18 protein-coding genes and 1 pseudogene are annotated in these 18773 nt (G+C 41.0%); 4 read left to right on the forward strand and 15 right to left on the reverse strand.

The window, feature by feature from the left end; translation table 11 throughout:
- The first annotated feature begins 39 nt into the window (after positions 1–39).
- The gene (locus tag HC725_RS01445) at positions 40–252 is read left to right on the forward strand and encodes a VF530 family protein (protein WP_190329975.1); all 213 of its coding nucleotides are present in this window, start codon (positions 40–42) and stop codon (positions 250–252) included.
- A gap of 91 nt (positions 253–343) precedes the next feature.
- Here HC725_RS01445 and fusA read toward each other — a convergent pair whose 3' ends face one another.
- The gene (gene fusA / locus HC725_RS01450; RefSeq protein WP_190329976.1) at positions 344–2434 is read right to left on the reverse strand and encodes an elongation factor G; all 2091 of its coding nucleotides are present in this window, start codon (positions 2432–2434) and stop codon (positions 344–346) included.
- A gap of 273 nt (positions 2435–2707) precedes the next feature.
- Between fusA and mtgA the strand changes: the two genes are divergently transcribed.
- Positions 2708–3397 (forward strand): monofunctional biosynthetic peptidoglycan transglycosylase, encoded by a 690-nt coding sequence (gene mtgA, locus HC725_RS01455; RefSeq protein WP_190329977.1) that lies wholly within the window; start codon positions 2708–2710, stop codon positions 3395–3397.
- An 8-nt stretch (positions 3398–3405) separates the two neighbouring features.
- On the opposite strand, the gene radA is transcribed toward mtgA, so the two are convergent.
- Both radA and serB read right to left on the reverse strand, forming a co-directional pair.
- Complete coding sequence (gene radA, locus HC725_RS01460) at positions 3406–4788, reverse strand: DNA repair protein RadA (protein WP_190329978.1); 1383 nt, start codon at positions 4786–4788, stop codon at positions 3406–3408.
- A gap of 132 nt (positions 4789–4920) precedes the next feature.
- Entirely contained in the window at positions 4921–5901 is a 981-nt protein-coding gene (gene serB, locus HC725_RS01465) for a phosphoserine phosphatase (protein ID WP_190329979.1), read from the reverse strand.
- Between the two features lie 245 nt (positions 5902–6146).
- On the opposite strand from serB, the gene HC725_RS01470 reads away from it, so the two are divergent.
- Positions 6147–6749, forward strand: coding sequence for a YtjB family periplasmic protein (locus HC725_RS01470; RefSeq protein ID WP_190329980.1), 603 nt, complete (start codon positions 6147–6149; stop codon positions 6747–6749).
- Between the two features lie 116 nt (positions 6750–6865).
- Here HC725_RS01470 and deoD read toward each other — a convergent pair whose 3' ends face one another.
- The 12 genes from deoD to ubiT form a co-directional block, all read right to left on the reverse strand.
- Positions 6866–7585 carry a purine-nucleoside phosphorylase gene (gene deoD / locus HC725_RS01475; protein WP_190329981.1) on the reverse strand — a complete coding sequence of 240 codons (720 nt, stop codon included), beginning with the start codon at positions 7583–7585 and terminating at the stop codon, positions 6866–6868.
- Between the two features lie 69 nt (positions 7586–7654).
- Positions 7655–8875, reverse strand: coding sequence for a phosphopentomutase (gene deoB, locus HC725_RS01480; protein ID WP_190330009.1), 1221 nt, complete (start codon positions 8873–8875; stop codon positions 7655–7657).
- A gap of 33 nt (positions 8876–8908) precedes the next feature.
- Positions 8909–10264 (reverse strand): thymidine phosphorylase, encoded by a 1356-nt coding sequence (gene deoA / locus HC725_RS01485; RefSeq protein WP_190330010.1) that lies wholly within the window; start codon positions 10262–10264, stop codon positions 8909–8911.
- Positions 10265–10403: 139 nt separating this feature from the next.
- Entirely contained in the window at positions 10404–11177 is a 774-nt protein-coding gene (gene deoC, locus HC725_RS01490; protein ID WP_190329982.1) for a deoxyribose-phosphate aldolase, read from the reverse strand.
- Positions 11178–11629: 452 nt separating this feature from the next.
- Positions 11630–12883, reverse strand: a complete 1254-nt coding sequence (locus tag HC725_RS01495) for a NupC/NupG family nucleoside CNT transporter (protein WP_190329983.1) — start codon at positions 12881–12883, stop codon at positions 11630–11632.
- Between the two features lie 219 nt (positions 12884–13102).
- Positions 13103–13912: a TatD family hydrolase gene (locus HC725_RS01500; RefSeq protein WP_190329984.1), complete on the reverse strand. Its 810-nt coding sequence runs from the start codon at positions 13910–13912 to the stop codon at positions 13103–13105.
- Between the two features lie 4 nt (positions 13913–13916).
- Positions 13917–14153, reverse strand: coding sequence for a hypothetical protein (locus HC725_RS01505; protein WP_190330013.1), 237 nt, complete (start codon positions 14151–14153; stop codon positions 13917–13919).
- A 93-nt stretch (positions 14154–14246) separates the two neighbouring features.
- On the reverse strand, positions 14247–15827 hold the full coding sequence (gene prfC / locus HC725_RS01510; protein ID WP_190329985.1) for a peptide chain release factor 3: 1581 nt from the start codon (positions 15825–15827) through the stop codon (positions 14247–14249).
- Between the two features lie 152 nt (positions 15828–15979).
- A complete protein-coding gene (gene rimI, locus HC725_RS01515) occupies positions 15980–16465 on the reverse strand; it encodes a ribosomal protein S18-alanine N-acetyltransferase (RefSeq protein ID WP_190329986.1) in 486 nt (161 codons plus the stop codon).
- Between the two features lie 4 nt (positions 16466–16469).
- On the reverse strand, positions 16470–16937 hold the full coding sequence (locus HC725_RS01520; protein ID WP_238928391.1) for a DNA polymerase III subunit psi: 468 nt from the start codon (positions 16935–16937) through the stop codon (positions 16470–16472).
- A gap of 51 nt (positions 16938–16988) precedes the next feature.
- A complete protein-coding gene (locus HC725_RS01525) occupies positions 16989–17501 on the reverse strand; it encodes a GNAT family N-acetyltransferase (RefSeq protein WP_190329987.1) in 513 nt (170 codons plus the stop codon).
- A gap of 117 nt (positions 17502–17618) precedes the next feature.
- Positions 17619–18137, reverse strand: coding sequence for a ubiquinone anaerobic biosynthesis accessory factor UbiT (ubiT, locus tag HC725_RS01530; protein ID WP_190329988.1), 519 nt, complete (start codon positions 18135–18137; stop codon positions 17619–17621).
- 246 nt (positions 18138–18383) lie between these two features.
- Here ubiT and HC725_RS01535 point away from each other — a divergent pair.
- A pseudogene (locus HC725_RS01535) lies at positions 18384–18671 on the forward strand (peptidase U32 family protein); the annotation flags it as partial.
- Between the last annotated feature and the right edge of the window lie 102 nt (positions 18672–18773).

Genomic DNA, 18773 nt, shown 5'->3' on the forward strand with positions numbered 1-18773 from the left:
GCTATAATCATCTGCATTCTATTTTGATTAGGTTTACTCATGTCTCAAACAAATAATCCGCTACACGGTATTACGCTAGAAAAGCTCTTAACAGAACTGGTTGAGCACTACGGCTGGGAACAGCTAGGACAAATAATCAATATCCGCTGCTTTCAATCCGACCCTAGCATTAAGTCCAGTTTGAAGTTTTTACGCAAGACGGAGTGGGCTCGCACGAAAGTTGAACAGCTCTATATCACCTTAAAGCACTAGTCTCAGTCTCAAGTGTCGAAAATATAAGACATAAAAAAACCCGCCATCACTGGCGGGTTTTTATTTAAAGCTAAATCAGCTTAAAAAAGAATTACTTCTTCTCTGCTTCTTTACGTGCTTTAACGTCAGCAATTACTTGCTCTGATACGTTCATAGGACAAGGTGCGTAGTGTGCGAACTCCATAGAGAACTGACCACGACCTGAAGTCATTGTACGTAGAGAACCGATGTAGCCGAACATTTCAGAAAGTGGTACGTCAGCTTTGATACGAACGCCTGTAACGCCAGCTTCTTGGTCTTTGATCATGCCACGACGACGGTTAAGGTCACCAATAACATCACCAACGTGATCATCAGGAGTAAATACATCCACTGCCATGATAGGTTCAAGAAGTTGAGCGCCTGCTTTAGGCATAGTTTGACGGAATGCACCTTTCGCTGCGATTTCAAATGCTACTGCAGATGAATCGACTGCGTGGAAACCACCATCGAATAATTCAACTTCAACGTCAAGTACTGGGAATCCTGCAAGAACACCTGTATTCATCATAGACTTAAAACCTTTTTCGATAGCAGGCCAGAATTCTTTAGGCACATTACCACCAACAACCACTGATTTGAATGTAAAGCCAGTGTTTTGCTCGCCTGGTTTGATACGGTAATCAATTTTACCAAATTGACCAGAACCACCAGATTGTTTCTTATGAGTGTAGCTATCTTCAACCGCTTTAGTGATCGTTTCACGGTAAGCAACTTGTGGTTGACCAACAATAAGATCAACGCCGTAAGTACGCTTCAAGATATCTACTTTGATGTCTAAGTGAAGCTCACCCATACCTTTAAGGATGGTTTCGCCAGTCTCTTCATCAGTTTCAACTTGGAACGTTGGATCTTCTGCAACCATTTTACCAATCGCAATGCCCATTTTCTCAGAACCGCCTTTATCTTTAGGCTGTACAGCAATCGAGATTACTGGATTTGGGAATACCATTGGCTCAAGTGTTACTTGGTCTTTAGGATCACATAGAGTATGACCTGTTTGAACGTTCTTCATACCAACGATAGCGATGATATCGCCCGCTTGTGCAAAAGTAAGTTCTTTACGCTCATCAGCTTGCATCTCAACCATACGGCCTACACGCTCAGTTTTGCCTGTGAACGAGTTCATGATGGTGTCACCTTTGTTCAATTTACCAGAGTAAATACGAACGAAAGTTAATGCACCAAAGCGGTCATCCATGATCTTAAATGCTAGAGCTTTAAAAGTTTCATCAGCAGAAACAATTGCATGCTTACCATTTTCGTTGCCTTCTTCATCCATAAGAGGTTGAGGATCAACTTCTGTTGGAGAAGGTAGGTAATCAACAACAGCGTCTAATACTAATTGCATACCTTTGTTCTTAAACGCAGAACCACAGTATGTTGGGAAGAACGCTAGGTCACGAGTACCTTTACGGATACAACGTTTAATGTCTTCTACAGAAGGCTCTTCACCTTCCATGTAAGCCATTAGTAATTCGTCATCTTGCTCAACAGCCGTTTCGATCATTTCTTCACGGTATTGCTCTACATCGTCAACCATGTCCGCAGGAACATCTTCAACAGTGTAGTTTTCTGGAAGACCAGTTTCGTCCCAGATGTAAGCTTTACGAGAAAGAACGTCTACAACGCCTTTAAAGTCATCTTCGATACCGATTGGTAGAGTCATGATAAGTGGAGTAGCACCTAGTACTTTCTTCACTTGCTCTGTAACACGGTAAAAATCTGCACCCATACGGTCCAGTTTGTTTACGAAGATAATACGTGCAACTTCTGAGTCATTCGCATAACGCCAGTTAGTTTCTGATTGAGGTTCAACACCACCAGAACCACAGAATACACCGATACCACCATCAAGAACTTTAAGAGAACGATATACTTCTACTGTAAAGTCAACGTGTCCAGGGGTGTCGATTACGTTGAAACGGTGGTCTTTCCAGAAACAACTTACTGCAGCAGATTGGATAGTAATCCCGCGCTCAGCTTCCTGTTCCATGAAGTCAGTCGTTGATTCGCCATCATGTACTTCACCAGTTTTGTGAATAGTACCAGTTAGCTTTAGGATACGCTCAGTTGTGGTTGTTTTACCCGCATCAACGTGGGCAAAAATACCAATGTTTCTGTATTTTGATAAATCAGTCATTGTCTTACTCTATTAATAGGATATAAAGTTCGCGCAGAGTATAACACAATCTGTCAAGACTGATATCCCCTGCGCACATTTGAATAAAAAATCTTTCGGCCTACCACTTTTAAGCTGGTAAGCCACTGTTGTTGAGGTTTAGCTCTATAGTATATTCGAGCTATTACGGCTAAATTATGGTCCATCAGCAATGTCTGCTATGGTCTCATTTTGCCAAATAATGGATATTGTGGCGGCATTTTAAGCAAAAATAAAAAAAGTGAAAGGATTAGCATGAGAAAATGGATAAAAAAATGGCTATTACGCTTAATTATTACTTTCATCGGATTATCTATTCTCATAACTCTCCCTTTAAGATGGGTAAATCCTGTGATTTGGAGCTGGAAATTGCAACGTGAATTGTCACCACCAAGCCAATACCAACAGCGCACAGCCGCAAAATGGGCGACGTTAGATAAAATATCACCTAATATGCAACTTGCGGTTATTGCATCAGAAGATCAGCGATACCCAAATCATCATGGTATTGATTTGATTTCTACCAGCGAAGCTGTTGAAGATATTATTTCTGGCGAGCGACGTAGAGGTGCCAGCACAATAACTCAACAAACCGTGAAAAATCTATTTTTATGGCCCGGTGAAAGTTTAGTCAGGAAAGCAATCGAGGCATGGCTAAGTGTTATCGTTGAATTGGAGTGGGGAAAGCATCGTATTCTTGAAATTTATTTAAATCTCGTGGAATTTGGTCCCGGTATCTTTGGTGTCGAAGCTGCCAGCAAGCATTTTTTCGGAATTAATGCTAGCCAGCTTTCAATGTCACAAGCAGCACAATTGGCGGCTGTTTTACCCAATCCTTATTTATTTAAAGTAAACAGACCTACTCAATATCAATGGCAAAGAATTGATTGGATAGAAACTCAAATGAATCAATTAGGATTTGGCTATTTAAAGGAAATGGATTGAAAGATAACTTAAAGTTCATCAAACGCATCAATCGCTTCCGATAGCTTCTTCACACCGTGAATTTGCATCCCTGCAATGCCACCTTTGGGCATATTCGCAGCAGGAACAATGGCACGCTTAAAGCCGTGTTTGTACGCTTCCATTAAACGCTCTTGACCACTAGGTACGGGGCGAATCTCCCCAGCTAAACCCACCTCTCCAAACACCACTACATCTTTCGGTAATGGTCGATCTTTAAAGCTCGATAGCAGAGCCATTAACAAGGAAAGATCGGCGCTAGTTTCCGCCACTTTTACCCCACCAACAACGTTAACAAATACATCTTGGTCGGCCATTTGCAAACCGCCATGTTTATGTAATACCGCTAATAACATGGACAAGCGATTTTGATCCAAACCAACGGCAACACGGCGTGGATTAGAAAGCTGTGAGTAATCCACCAGCGCCTGAATTTCGACCAGCAACGGCCTTGTTCCTTCCCACACCACCATCACAGAGCTGCCAGATGTTTCTTCATCACCACGAGACAAGAAGATAGCAGAAGGATTACTCACCTCTTTCAATCCTTGTCCTGTCATGGCAAATACGCCGAGCTCATTGACGGCACCAAAACGGTTTTTATGGCTACGCAAGGTTCTAAAACGACTATCTGCACTACCATCTAATAAAACAGAACAGTCAATAATATGCTCCAGGACTTTAGGTCCTGCCAAGGTGCCATCTTTAGTCACATGGCCAACCAAGAAAACAGCTACATTATTTTTTTTTGCATAACGAGTCAGAGTGGTCGCGGACTCCCTAACTTGAGAAACACTACCGGGAGAGGATTGAACGTCCGCTACATGCATAACTTGGATTGAATCTATTACGATGATCTTCGGCTGTTCTTTTTCAGCTATTTGACAAATTTTATCGACATTGGTTTCCGATAACATTTTCAAATGATCCTTGGGTAAACCTAAACGAGAGGCACGCATAGCGACCTGCTGTAGTGATTCTTCCCCCGTAACATAAAGGGTCGACATCTGCGCCGCGAGTCGACATACAGTTTGGAGTAATAAGGTACTTTTACCTGCGCCGGGATTACCACCGATTAACACCGCTGATCCCGGAACAATTCCGCCCCCCAAAACACGATCAAATTCTTTAAAACCGGTTGAAAAGCGTGGGACTTCTTGCAAATCAATTTCAGAAAGATTTTGAACTTGGGATTCTGATCCGCTACCTGCATAACCCGATAAACGCTCATTACGCGCCACTTGAGGAGAAGCGGCAAGGCGAACTTCTGTAATGGTATTCCATGCACCACAAGCATTACACTGCCCTTGCCAACGTGGAAAATCTGCTCCGCAATCATTGCAGACATAAGCTCGTTTTGCTTTGCTTACCATGGTTTTCTCTCAAGTAATTTAAACGTTATACCTTACGACATTAAGTTTATAAGGATCTAAAAGCTTAAGTGTATAAAATAGGAAAAGCAGAACTACTAAGCTCTGCTTCTTGTTCTAAGTTTCAGGTTTAGGCTACGGGATAGCCTTCCAACTCACGCGCTTTTGTTTAATCAAAGCGGCAGATAAAATACAAATCACACCACCAAGTCCGGCATATCTAACTACGGTTTGTGCTTGTTGCTCAACTTTCGGTTTAGCATGATAAGCAACACCCAATCCAGCAGCTGCCATCATAACCAAATCATTCGCCCCATCACCTACTGCAATCGTATTGTGTTGCTCTACATCGTACTCATCGGCTAAACTCACCAAGATATCCGCTTTAGTTTGAGCGGAAACGATATCCCCTAAAACGTTACCCGTCAGTTTCCCATCAATAATTTCAAGCGTATTAGACTGAGCATGATCAAGCCCAAGTACTGATTTTAGATGATCCGAGAAATAAGTGAAGCCACCAGATGCAATCGCCGTTTTCCAACCTAACAAGGTTAAAGTATTCACCAGTTCTTCAAGCTCTGGCATAAAAGGTAAATGAGTTCGAACTTTCTCAAGAATAGACTCATCCGCTCCGGCTAAAGCCCCAACTCGTTCACGTAAACTAGCTTCAAAGTCTAATTCACCTTGCATTGCCCGTTCTGTAATCGCCGACACTTGCTCTCCAACGCCGGCTAATTTCGCAATTTCATCAATACATTCAATTTGAATCGCAGTGGAATCCATATCCATCACAATTAAGCCCGGTTTGTGTAATTCAGGCAAAACATTAATGGGAGCACAATCAAGATGCATACCATGAACAAATTCCATTAATTCTGGTGACAATGAACCTGACATCAACGCCACTTCATAACGACCAACCTTCCACGCATCTAAAACAGCATGAAGTTCACCAGTAAACGTCTCAATTGCATCAAAATATTCGGGAGGTAAATATTCCCCAAAGACGATCCATTGAGCATTTATTTTGGTTAAACAACTGTGAGTCTTCGTTTCAGGAAATCTCTTTAAGAGCGACATATTACGCTGTATTTTCAATTTTTTTGCTACATCCATGTTTCTTATCCTCATCTAATCTGATCCAAGTTACCTTATTGCAAATTAGTTATGCAAGCCTTTCACTCTTTCATATACAAAATGCTCACTTGATAAGCAAATTTATACCCATGATCAAATGAATTGAGACTGAGAGTGGCGTTAATAGCGAGGGAAGGCATATTATTTTCAGAAACATCTACACTTCAGTTATACTGGATCGCATTGTTCTGGCTTAAATATCCATAGTACAGGTTAAGTAATTTATGCAAACGTCTTTATTTTCTTGGCGAGGTTTTTTACGTTTAATCGCAATAGCTCTATTAGCTGGCATATTTATTTACACCATCATTAATAGCTTTGTCATTAGCAGAGATAATGAACGTATTCAAAACTCCCAACTAAATACTCTAACTAGCTTGTTAGTCTCGCAAGCCGCTATGTCTGCCAGTAATTTCATAATGAATGACGATCAAGATGACCTACTGAATTTAGCAAATCAAATAGCAGCAGAAACGTTAGTACAAGATGCCACGATTTATAATACAGAAGGGATTCACTTGGCTTCCAGTGATAAGGCTAAACCAGCCCGTGAAACCCTCGGCTTTGATACTCCACTCGCTAGTGCGAGTATTGGTTTAGAGCAGTTAGTAAAACCTATTTTTAACGATAATAGTGTGATTGGCTTTATTCGCATTACTTTTGAAAAAGGTGAAGTCACCGCGGTATCAGATCACCGCTATAGAAACAGTGATCATCTGATGTACATCATGCTGATCTTAAGCTTTTTAAGTGGCGTATTATTGTGCTTACTTCTGCTTTATAAGCCAAAAGACAATATTGAAAATATCTTACTTAAAGACCTATAAGTTCTAAGTTCTAAGTTCTAAGTTCTAAGTTCTAAACTTTAAAATACTTCCAACAAAAAAGCGCCCTAATCTTATCAATTAGGGCGCTTTTATATATCAGTTTATAAAGGAAATGATTACTCTTTATCACCCAGTAAAACGGAGTCTAATGCAATATAAATCATTTCGTTAAACGTAGTTGCACGTTCATCTGATGTAGTTTGCTCACCAGATTTAATATGATCAGATACAGTACAAATCGCCACCGCTTTTGCGCCATATTCAGCCGCTGCACCATAAATGCCCGCCGCTTCCATTTCCACACCTAGAATATCGTATTTATCCATAACGGTGAACATATCTGGATCAGGCGTATAGAACAAATCAGCGGAGAAAAGGTTACCGACTTTCACTTTAATGCCACGTGCTTTAGCTGCTTCTTCAGCATTTTTAACCATGTGATAATCTGCAATCGCAGCAAAATCGTGATCTTTAAAGCGCATGCGGTTTACTTTAGAATCGGTACATGCACCCATTCCAATAACGACATCACGCAATTTAATATCGTCACTTACTGCGCCACAACTGCCCACACGAATGATTTTCTTGACGCCAAAATCTTTGAAAAGCTCAGTAACATAAATAGAACAAGAAGCAATACCCATGCCATGACCCATTACTGAAACTTTACGGCCTTGATAAGTACCTGTGTAGCCAAACATGTTGCGTACGTTACAAACTTGTACCGCATCATCTAAAAAGTTCTCTGCAATATATTGCGCACGAAGTGGATCACCCGGCATCAATACTACGTCTGCAAAGTCACCCATTTCAGCATTAATATGTGGAGTTGCCATGTTTATTTCCTTGTTAGTGTTGATGCACCGCTTAGATTCAAGTGGTGACTAAGATAAATGATTGTATATTTATAGAAACGACTTACCGTAATCCATATCTGAAGTACCAAAATACTCCGCTAAACTTTGACCAATATCAGCAAAAGTATCACGACGACCTAATGAACCAGCAGGTACTTTAGGGCCAGAAACTAAGACTGGAATGTGCTCGCGAGTATGATCGCTCCCCGGCCATGTTGGATCACAACCATGATCAGCAGTTAAAATCAGAACATCATCAGGTTGTAAAATCGCTTGAATTTCAGGTAAGCGTTTATCGAAATACTCCAGAGCTGCAGCGTAACCAGCAACATCACGGCGATGCCCATAAGATGAATCAAAATCGACAAAGTTAGTAAAGACGATGGTGTTATCACCAGATCGTTTTACTTGCTCAAGTGTCGCATCGAATAATGCTTCTAGGCCGGTAGCTTTGAATTTTTGAGTAATACCACAACCTGCGTAAATATCAGATATTTTACCGATTGAAACCACTTCACCATTTTTTTCATCGACTAGTTTTTGCAACACAGTCGCCGCTGGTGGCTCAAGCGATAAATCATGGCGATTACCAGTACGCGCAAATTCGCCAGCTTTCGCTCCGATAAATGGACGCGCAATAACGCGACCAATGTTATACGGCTCAAGCTCCTCACGGACAATTTCACATAATTCAAGTAAGTTATCCAAGCCATAAGTTTCTTCATGGCATGCGATTTGAAAGACTGAATCAGCAGAAGTATAGAAAATCGGCCAGCCCGTCTTCATGTGTTCTTCACCCAGCTCGTCAAGAATAACCGTACCCGATGAATGACAGTTACCAAGATAGCCAGGAAGATTTGCTCGTTTAACTATGCTGTCTAGCAGCTCTTGAGGGAAACTATTTTTCTCATCACTGAAATACCCCCAATCAAACAACACTGGCACACCTGCAATTTCCCAGTGTCCAGATGGCGTATCTTTACCAGATGACAACTCGGCAGCATGACCGTAAGCGCCTGTAATAACAGCATCTTCATCAAGACCAATCGGGAACTTTCCTGTCGATTCTTGCGCCGCTTTACCCAAGCCTAATTTGGATAGATTTGGCAAACGTAATGGTCCAGTACGCTTATCATTATCAGCTAAACCTTGGCTACATTGCTCAGCAATATGTCCTAAAGTATCAGCGCCTACATCACCAAATTTCACTGCATCTTCTGATGCGCCGACTCCAAAAGAATCGAGTACTAAAATAATTGCACGTTTCATCATTTATTCTCCTTCCAAGCTTGCTGGATCGCTTTATAGATCTTGAGCTCGGATTTGACGATAAATAGTTGGAGTTGCTTGATAGCTATTGCGATTATCTGCAATAGTTATCGCTCGTTGTAACTCATCAGCGGCCTGCTGCCATTGCGTTTCTGTTCGAGCATGGATCATCGCAAGTGGTGTCATGTTATCCGCTGTTTCCCCTAAACGAATAAACTGATCAAACCCAACTGCATAATCAATTTTATCTGTTGCAACTTTACGACCACCGCCCATTGATACCACGGCCATACCAATGGCTCGAGTATCCATTGCGGTTACTGTTCCTGATTTTGGGGCATAAACTGGTTTGATTACCTCAGCTTCAGGCAAATAATCATGGTAATTTTCCATGAAATCTTTCGGACCGCCAAGGCCGGCTACCATTTTACCAAAGCATTCCGCCGCACTGCCGTTATCTAACACGGTTTGCAATTTTTGTTGAGCATCATCAGCATCCGTTGCCAGATTTCCGAGCAACAACATTTCTGTGCACAAAGCCATGGTAACTTCGAATAAACGAGGATTGCGAATCTCACTTCGAGAATTCATTTCACCATTTAAAAACTGTACTGCTTCACGAACTTCTACGGCATTACCAGCAGATGAGGCTAACACCTGATTCATATCCGTTAAAATTGCCGTAGTTTGAGTCCCAGCACCATTAGCTACCGCAACGATTGATTGCGCTAGCTCTTCAGACGCTTCATAGGTTGGCATAAACGCGCCAGAACCTACTTTGACATCCATGACTAATGAATCCAGCCCAGCAGCCAATTTTTTAGATAAAATCGATGCCGTGATCAGTGAAATATTATCCACTGTTGCCGTAATATCACGCGTGGCGTAAACCCGTTTATCTGCTGGTGCTAAATTGCCGGTTTGGCCAATGATCGCAATACCAGCTTCTTTGGTTACTTCGCCAAATAATTCATTAGTTGGCATAATATTATAACCCGGGATCGACTCTAGCTTGTCCAATGTGCCGCCAGTATGACCAAGACCACGCCCTGAAATCATAGGAACAAAGCCACCACATGCTGCCACCATTGCGCCAAGCATTAATGAGGTCACATCGCCCACACCACCCGTTGAATGTTTATCAACTATCGGGCCAGAGAAATTCATGTGAGACCAATCGATCACCATACCTGAATCTCGCATTGCACAAGTGAGCGCAATTCGTTCTGGCATCGTCATTTCATTAAAAAAAATGGTCATCGCAAAAGCAGCGATTTGACCTTCAGAAACCGTATCATTAGCAACGCCTTGGATGAAAAAATTAATTTCTGCATCCGTTAACACTTCGCCATCACGTTTTTTTCGAATAATTTCTTGAGGTAAAAACATCACAACCTGCCTGCTTATGTATCTGAACGACATATCTTCTCTATTTACCATGAGGAACCCATGAAAAAGAGTAAGAGATAACCTAACCTTAATGCTCAGGTTATCCATACCGACAAATAAGACTCTCAAAATAGAGAGATTAGTAACCGCCTTCCGCTGCTTTTTCGCCTTTACCTAACGTGTTAAGTAAGTTAGCAAGTAAGCTTGAAGCACCAAAACGGTAATGCATATTATCGGCCCAATCAGCACCTAAAATACGGTCAGCCATAGCAAGGTAAGCTTGTGCATCTTCTGCGGTACGAACGCCACCAGCTGGTTTGAAACCCACAGTTTTAGCAACGCCCATGTCTTTAATAACATTAAGCATAATTTCGGCAGATTCTGGTGTCGCATTAACAGGTACTTTACCTGTTGAGGTTTTAATGAAGTTGGCACCTGCTTCAATAGAAAGCTGTGAAGCACGCTTGATTAACGCTTCTTCTTTTAACTCGCCGGTTTCAATAATCACTTTTAGTAAAACATCACCACACGCGGCTTTACATTGTTTCACCAGTTCAAAACCAGTTTTCTCATCACCCGCAATAAGTGTGCGATATGGGAAAACCACATCCACTTCATCTGCACCGTAAGCAATAGCTGCTCTGGTTTCAGCAACCGCGATATCAATATCTTCATTACCGTGTGGAAAGTTAGTTACAGTAGCAATTCTGATTTCTGGAGTGCCTTGTTCACGCAACGTTTTCTTCGCTATAGGAATAAAACGTGGGTAAATACAGATGGCAGCCGTGTTGCCTGCTAGTGATTTTGCATCTTTGCATAAGGCAATCACCTTCTCATCCGTATCGTCTTCATTCAACGTGGTGAGATCCATTAATTTTAGTGCACGTAAAGCAGCTGCTTGTAAATCGCTCATTTCTATCTCCGATGTTTAAATTATATCGATGAAGCTTTGATCAATGTTGTTGTTTAAAGTTTAGCCCATTAACCAAAACTGATGGACGTTGGTCCTAATAAATAGTATGAAATGAACGGACTTGGTTCCTTGAAGACTTAACGCTAAATAAAAAATTCAGCACTAATTGCAATCCTTGTCACCGCACAACCCAAAGTCTATAGGTTGTATACATAGTGATTATACTGATAAACATTTTGTTATCAGTTTTTGTCTTTAACGCAAACGGTTTGTATCTCAAAAAAAATGTTAGATCAATCACATTATTTCGGTGATGAAAACAAATCTATGACCTTCAATCTAACTATTTCAGATTAACAGCTCATATAACAGAAAATACAAAACAAAAAGCCGTAGCAAAATCTGCTACGGCTTTAATATTTTTCAATTGCGTCTATATATATAAACTCAAATTACATAGTTTGTAGCGTAATGAAGAAACCTGCGATAGCTGCTGCCATTAAGTTAGATAATGTACCAGCAAGAACCGCTTTCATCCCCATTTGTGCAATCTCTGAACGACGTTCTGGTGCAAGACCACCAAGACCACCCAGTAAAATTGCAATAGAAGAAAGGTTAGCGAAACCACATAAAGCAAAAGAAATAATCGCTTTAGTTTTTTCAGAAAGAATAACGGATGCACCTTCAGCAAGGTATGGGGCAAAGTTAGAATAAGCTACAAATTCATTCAAGATAGTCTTTTGACCAATGAAAGAACCCGCAATCGTTGCTTCACTCCAAGGTACACCGATTAACCAAGCAACAGGAGCAAATACATAACCTAAAATAAGCTCTAACGTTAACCCCTCAAGGCCAAACCAACCACCAATACCACCTAAAATACCATTAAGTAAAGCAATCAAACCAATGAACGCTAATAACATTGCACCAACGTTTAGCGCAAGAGCAAGACCAGAAGATGCACCGACAGCAGCTGCGTCAATTACGTTTGCTGGTTTATCAGGATCATCATTTAGTGTGCCATCGATTTGATCAATTGGCTCTTCCGTTTCAGGCTTAATGATTTTAGCAAATAACAGGCCACCAGGCGCCGCCATGAATGACGCTGCGATTAGGTAAGACAACGGTACACCCATTGCTGCGTAACCTGCCATAACACCACCAGCAACAGAAGCTAAACCACCACACATTACTGCGAATAATTCAGATTGTGTCATTTTCGGCACAAAAGGGCGAACCACTAATGGCGCTTCTGTTTGACCAACGAAAATATTCGCTGTTGCAGACATAGATTCAGCTCGAGACGTTCCTAATGCTTTTTGTAAACCGCCACCTAAAACTTTAATAACAATCTGCATAATGCCAATGTTATATAACACAGAGATTAATGCAGAGAAGAAGATAATGGTAGGCAGAACTTTAAAAGCAAAAATGAAGCCGACACCGTCAACAGAAAAGTTAACTAGATTGCCGAAAAGGAATCCAATACCCTCATTACCGAAATCATAAACGTGCTGAACACCGTTTGTCATCGACGCTAAAACATCTCTTCCCCAAGGAACATATAGTACAAATGCACCTAGGCAGAATTGAATGGCAAAAGCGCCACCGACTGTTCTTAAATTAATTGCTTTGCGGTTGTCAGAAAAAAGGACTGCTACTGCTAGCAGAAAGATCATTCCAACAATGCTCATAACCAGGCTCATGGTATATGGCTTCCTTATTTTAAGTTAAAGTTTATTTAAAGTGGAGTTCAAAAATCGAGGTGATTATACTCTGACATCCTGTAACAAAGTAATACCCGAATCACATTAGTTAATGTAAAAATAATGAAAAGAACAAATCATCGTGATGCGGATCACATTCACAAGTAATGAATCATCAATGAAAACGAGCAAACGGTTGCTTTTTATTGATAATTGTAATCAGTCTAATGAAAACAATTGATGACTATTCAACCACACTTGCTTGGCGATCACTTCTCGGCTTTCTTCTCTTACCTCCCCTCTTAGGTGGAAAAGAGCATCAAAAACCAAGCTAATTTTTGCAGGATGATTATCTTCACCTTGAAATCCATTCAAAGGCATGTCTGGTGCATCTGTTTCAAGGACTACCGAATTAAGCGGAATGCGTAATATTGTCTCACGTGTTTTTTTCGCTCTTGGGTAAGTAATAATCCCGCCCACTCCAATATAAAAACCCAATTTAATGTATTCCATCGCTTGTTGATAGCTCCCCGAAAAGGCATGAATAACACCACCTTTTTGGGGCTTATACAGGCGAAGAATTTTTAGCACTTGATCGTGTGCTTTACGGGAATGCAAAATAAGGGGCAAATGAAGCTCTGCGGCAAGTGCTACTTGCGCTTCAAATAATAGAGATTGTTTTTGGATCATATCTGGCGTAAGAAGTAATGGTTCTAGCATGAAATCCAAGCCGCATTCACCAATCGCAACACACTGCTTTGAGCGAGAAGAAAGCGCTTGCTTGAGGTTTTCTAAAGCATCATCTTCATGATGTTTTATAAAGTAGGGATGTAAGCCTAACGAGTAGTATAGAGGAGAAAATTGATCGCATAATGTCTTAATCTCCAACCAGTTAGACTCCCCTACTGACGGAATAATTATTTTACTCACCCCTGCATCATTGGCAATATTTAGGTGTTTTTGCGTCTGTTTAAAGGCCGGGAAATCAAAATGACAATGCGTATCGACAAATGAATAAGAAAAGGTCATCGCATTATACTTTGAAGTTAGAATCTGGCTTCGATGTTTCTTTCAATACTGAATCTTGCGATGCAGATTCTGCTTTATAGGCACAACAACTGCGTTTATGTTCAGGAGTGAGGCCTAACTCTTTACACCAAGCATCATAGCGAGCTAAGTAGGAACGGCATCTATCTTTTATCTTATGAAAAATGTGCACTACATGACGTGTTTTGAATTTATATAACGATTTAAATTGAGAAAACCACATGTAAAACCCCTTTCCATCAATCTTAATGATTTGAGTATACATGTGGTTTCGATAAACTCGCAACTCGCTGCAAAGTTTGATGCGACTTAAATTTTAGTGCTCACGTGTTGCTCTGAACTCTACGTCAGGAAAACGCTCTTTAGCGAGGTTTAAGTTCACCATCGTTGGTGCAACATAGGATAAGTTATTACCACCATCTAGCGATAAATTAGCTTGGTTTTTGCGCTTAAACTCTTCCAACATTTTCTCATCAGAACATTCAATCCAACGAGCGGTTGCCACATTAACACCTTCATAAATAGCTTCAACGTTATATTCCGATTTCAAACGCGCCACAACCACATCAAACTGAAGAACACCGACCGCGCCAACAATCAGATCATTGTTTTGCAAGGGACGGAAAACTTGCACCGCTCCTTCTTCAGAAAGTTGGACTAAGCCTTTTAGGAGCTGTTTTTGTTTTAGTGGATCACGCAGACGAATACGGCGGAACAACTCTGGTGCAAAGTTAGGAATACCAGCAAATTTTAACGCTTCACCTTGAGTGAATGTATCACCAATTTGGATCGTTCCATGGTTATGTAAACCAATAATATCCCCCGCATAAGCATGCTCAGCGCGAGTACGATCACCTGCCATAAAGGTTACCGCATCCGAGATGTTTACATTCTTACCAGTACGAACGTGATTCATCTTCATACCTTGCGTATACGTTCCTGACACAACACGCATAAATGCAATGCGATCGCGGTGTTTTGGATCCATATTGGCTTGAATTTTAAACACGAAACCTGAGAACTTTTCTTCTGTCGACTCAACTTTACGTTCATTAGCTTCACGAGCAAGCGGCGATGGTGCCCATTCAGTTAAGCCTGTAAGCATGTGATCGACACCGAAGTTACCCAATGCGGTACCAAAAAATACCGGAGTCAATTCTCCGCTTAAAAATAACTCACGATCGAATTCATGTGCCGCGCCAATCACCAATTCTAAATCTTCACGCAACTGAGCGGCGACTTCTACACCAACAGCGACATCAAGATCTGGGTTATCTAATCCTTTGATCGTTCGTACTTCTTGAATGGTACTGCCTTGACCTGTGGCGTATAAAATCGTTTCATCACGATGAATGTGATACACACCTTTAAATTCTTTACCACTGCCAATCGGCCATGAAATAGGTGCGCACGCCATTTTCAGCTCGCTTTCAACTTCATCCAGTAAGTCCATAGGATCGCGAGTATCACGGTCGCATTTGTTCATAAAAGTCACGATTGGAGTATCACGCAAACGAGTCACTTCCATCAGTTTACGTGTACGATCTTCGACACCTTTAGCTGCATCAATCACCATTAAACATGAATCAACAGCGGTTAATGTACGGTAAGTATCTTCAGAAAAGTCTTCGTGTCCCGGTGTATCCAATAGGTTCACTAAGCAATTATTATAAGGAAACTGCATTACAGAAGTGGTTACCGAGATACCACGTTCTTTTTCCATTTCCATCCAGTCGGATTTGGCATGTTGATTCGAACCACGACCTTTTACCGTACCCGCTTTTTGTAAAGCGTTTCCGAATAACAATACTTTTTCAGTAATGGTGGTTTTACCCGCATCCGGGTGAGAGATGATCGCAAACGTACGACGCTTGCCAACTTCAGAAAGGAAAGACATAAGTGCTGTAAACCTTATAAACAGTTTGTCTGCTGCCGTATTCACAGCAACAAAAATAATAGGACCGCTAAGATGTATCGGGAAGACTGAATTCGCTCTTGAAAACAAACCTAGCTAGATGGGGCGAATTATACGCAAAAATGGTGATAACTCTAGCTGAAAGGATTAAATCCACTATCTAATAGTAGGTTCATGATAATCGCATCTTCTTTACCATGCTTAGCGGTGGCCGATGGGTAATAATTGATACGGCGATCCATCTCATTAAAACCAAGCGCTTCATAAAGATGATAGGCACCTTTGTTGCTCGCGCGGACTTCAAGCCAAATACTTTCAGCTTCTTGTTGTTCGCTGTATTCAATCAAATGCTCAACTAAGGCTCGCCCGTATCCCTTGCCTTGCTGATTAGGATCAACCGCAATGGTCAACAATGTGACCTCTCCAACTATATTTTGACAATAAAGGTAACCGACTAATTGTTTATCTACCCACAAGCCAAATTGATATTTAGAAGAGTTTGGGGTGTTCTTATGTGATAAGTCTCGGATCATAGTTTCAGACCACGGATGACTATGCGCTTGTTGTTCAATTACCCATACACTATCAAGATGAGAAGTAATAAGAGGAAGAATGGTCATAAGATCACTTTTGATAAGAACAAATTTGTTGCCATAGTTGGCGACGGTGTTGAATATCGGTTGGAATATCGCTAAGAGAAACTGAATTTAATACTTGTAACCCATCAACTTCAAAAGGTATTGCCGATTCACTTTGTTCCGCATCAGATAACGATGTACCTGCAAACCAAATCCACACTAACTGATGATGCGTGATCTGTGATAATTGTGCAGGTGTAACATGCAAGGCTTGCTCCAGATTCAACTTCATACTGGCAAGCACTTTAGCAAACAACACCGCTTCATCACCAACAGGAATAGAATCAGCCACCAACAATAAAGCACAGGATTCTGGTAAAGAAAATCTACGTTGTTCTACACCTTGCAATCGTTCTGGATGAGCAACTTCCCAGACATCTACGCCTATTTCTTGCAATTTTTGTCTTTCGATCAACCTTTGACTACCGAGCAATGACTCATTAGGTTTTGACATGGTATTCACATCCACACTCGTATTCTGTTAGGTAAAAAATGAGAACAACAATTACTCGCTGAATTCAGGGCTATATTCTACCAAACCCGCTTTACCTACAAAAGTATCATCTATTAATGGTAATACTTGAAATGCACCGCGTTGATATTCAGGTCTAGAGTTGTAGAGAGAAACTAACCCCATCGATTCACCATCTTGAAATCCAAAACGAGAATAATAATGAGATTCGCCAAGCACCACGCACGCCGAGTAGCCAAATTCATATAAAGAATCGAGACCATATTTTATCAAAGCTTCCGCTATACCTTGTTTGCGATATTCTTCATGAACAGAAACTGGCGCTAGACCTTGCCAACCGAAATCCTCACCATCCAACGTCACAGGAGTAAACAACGCATGACCGATCACTTCACCTTCATCGGTACAAGCCACAATAGACAAAGTAAAACGGCTATTCTCGCGCAATGCACGCACCAATTTAGCTTCATTTTTGGTTGGGAAAGTACTTTTTAATAATGAGTCAATCGTCAGGATATCGGCTGGAGCTTCGGTTCTAATTTGCATAATCACCTCTAATTTGAGAACGAGATTGTACCCTTAAATCAGCCAATAGTCGTAATTTAATCAATCGCCACAATTTAACACCAAAGCCTACAACTCAACACTAAGCCCTACAAAACTTTATGCCACCGAGGCCACTTGATGATTATCGGTTGACTGTGATCCTTTGTGCACAAATTCAGCCAATTGCATTAACGCATAAGTTAGCGGCTTAGGCAGTGAATCAAGATCGATACTATCCATTAGGTTTTTAACTTCAAGTCCCAATTCAGTATCACCTTCAATCTTCAAGCGACGCTGAAAAAATAACGTATCCGGATCCTCTTTACGACTAGCAATTAAAACCAGATCGTTTAAACAACCAGAAAAACTCACATCTTCCGTCTGTTCTTTATCGGAAACCACAAGTTGATCGTGTTGAAAGCTGATCATCCAAGAAACGTTAAGATCATTGATCGAGACTTTCAGCCATCGATCTTGCAAAAATTCAAAATCGCCATCTTCAAGTGCTTCATGAAATACTTGTTTTAACGCCTCCAATAACGCTTTTTCTTGTAAGCCCTTTGGTAATAACTGTATCGGTGTTTTGAGTATGCGGGCTGCATTAGCAACCATGTGAGAACGTATAGATGAAAACATAACTACTCCTAAAATTAATATTCACACTTTAAGTTATTAAAAAAAACCTTCTCTGAGATGAATCAAAGAATGAGCATCTAATTGCTAAAATACCCATAAATGTCAACCCTCCTACCTCTTTATGATATTTATGTACAAAATGTGCTGACTCACAGAAGTTGATCGCAATAAACCTGCCTTATATCAATTCCCTACCAATCAAACTGAATAAAATACCGGATAAATTCAGAATAAAAGGTTTAATGGATGGAACTTCTTTGTCCCGCTGGCAATTTACCAGCGCTCAAAACCGCCATAGATTGTGGCGCAGATGCGGTTTATATCGGCTTTAAAGATGACACCAATGCTCGCCATTTTGCTGGGCTTAATTTTAGCGGCAAAAAACTCGATAAAGCGGTGGAGTACGTGCATAACCACGGCAAAAAAATCCATATTGCACTCAATACTTTTGCTCATCCAAATGGTTTTCATCGATGGACTAACGCAGTAGACCAAGCAGCTCAACTCGGAGTTGATGCCTTGATTGTCGCTGATTGTCACCACCAGTGCAAAAATGATCCACTAACACCAATTGAAAATTGATCCACTTGGTATCATTCAGTTTTAACAAAACTGGATGGTGATTATGTTAACCAA

Origin of the sequence: Vibrio sp. S17_S38 (assembly GCF_014694375.1) — a bacterium.
In the GTDB taxonomy this organism is placed as follows: domain Bacteria; phylum Pseudomonadota; class Gammaproteobacteria; order Enterobacterales; family Vibrionaceae; genus Vibrio.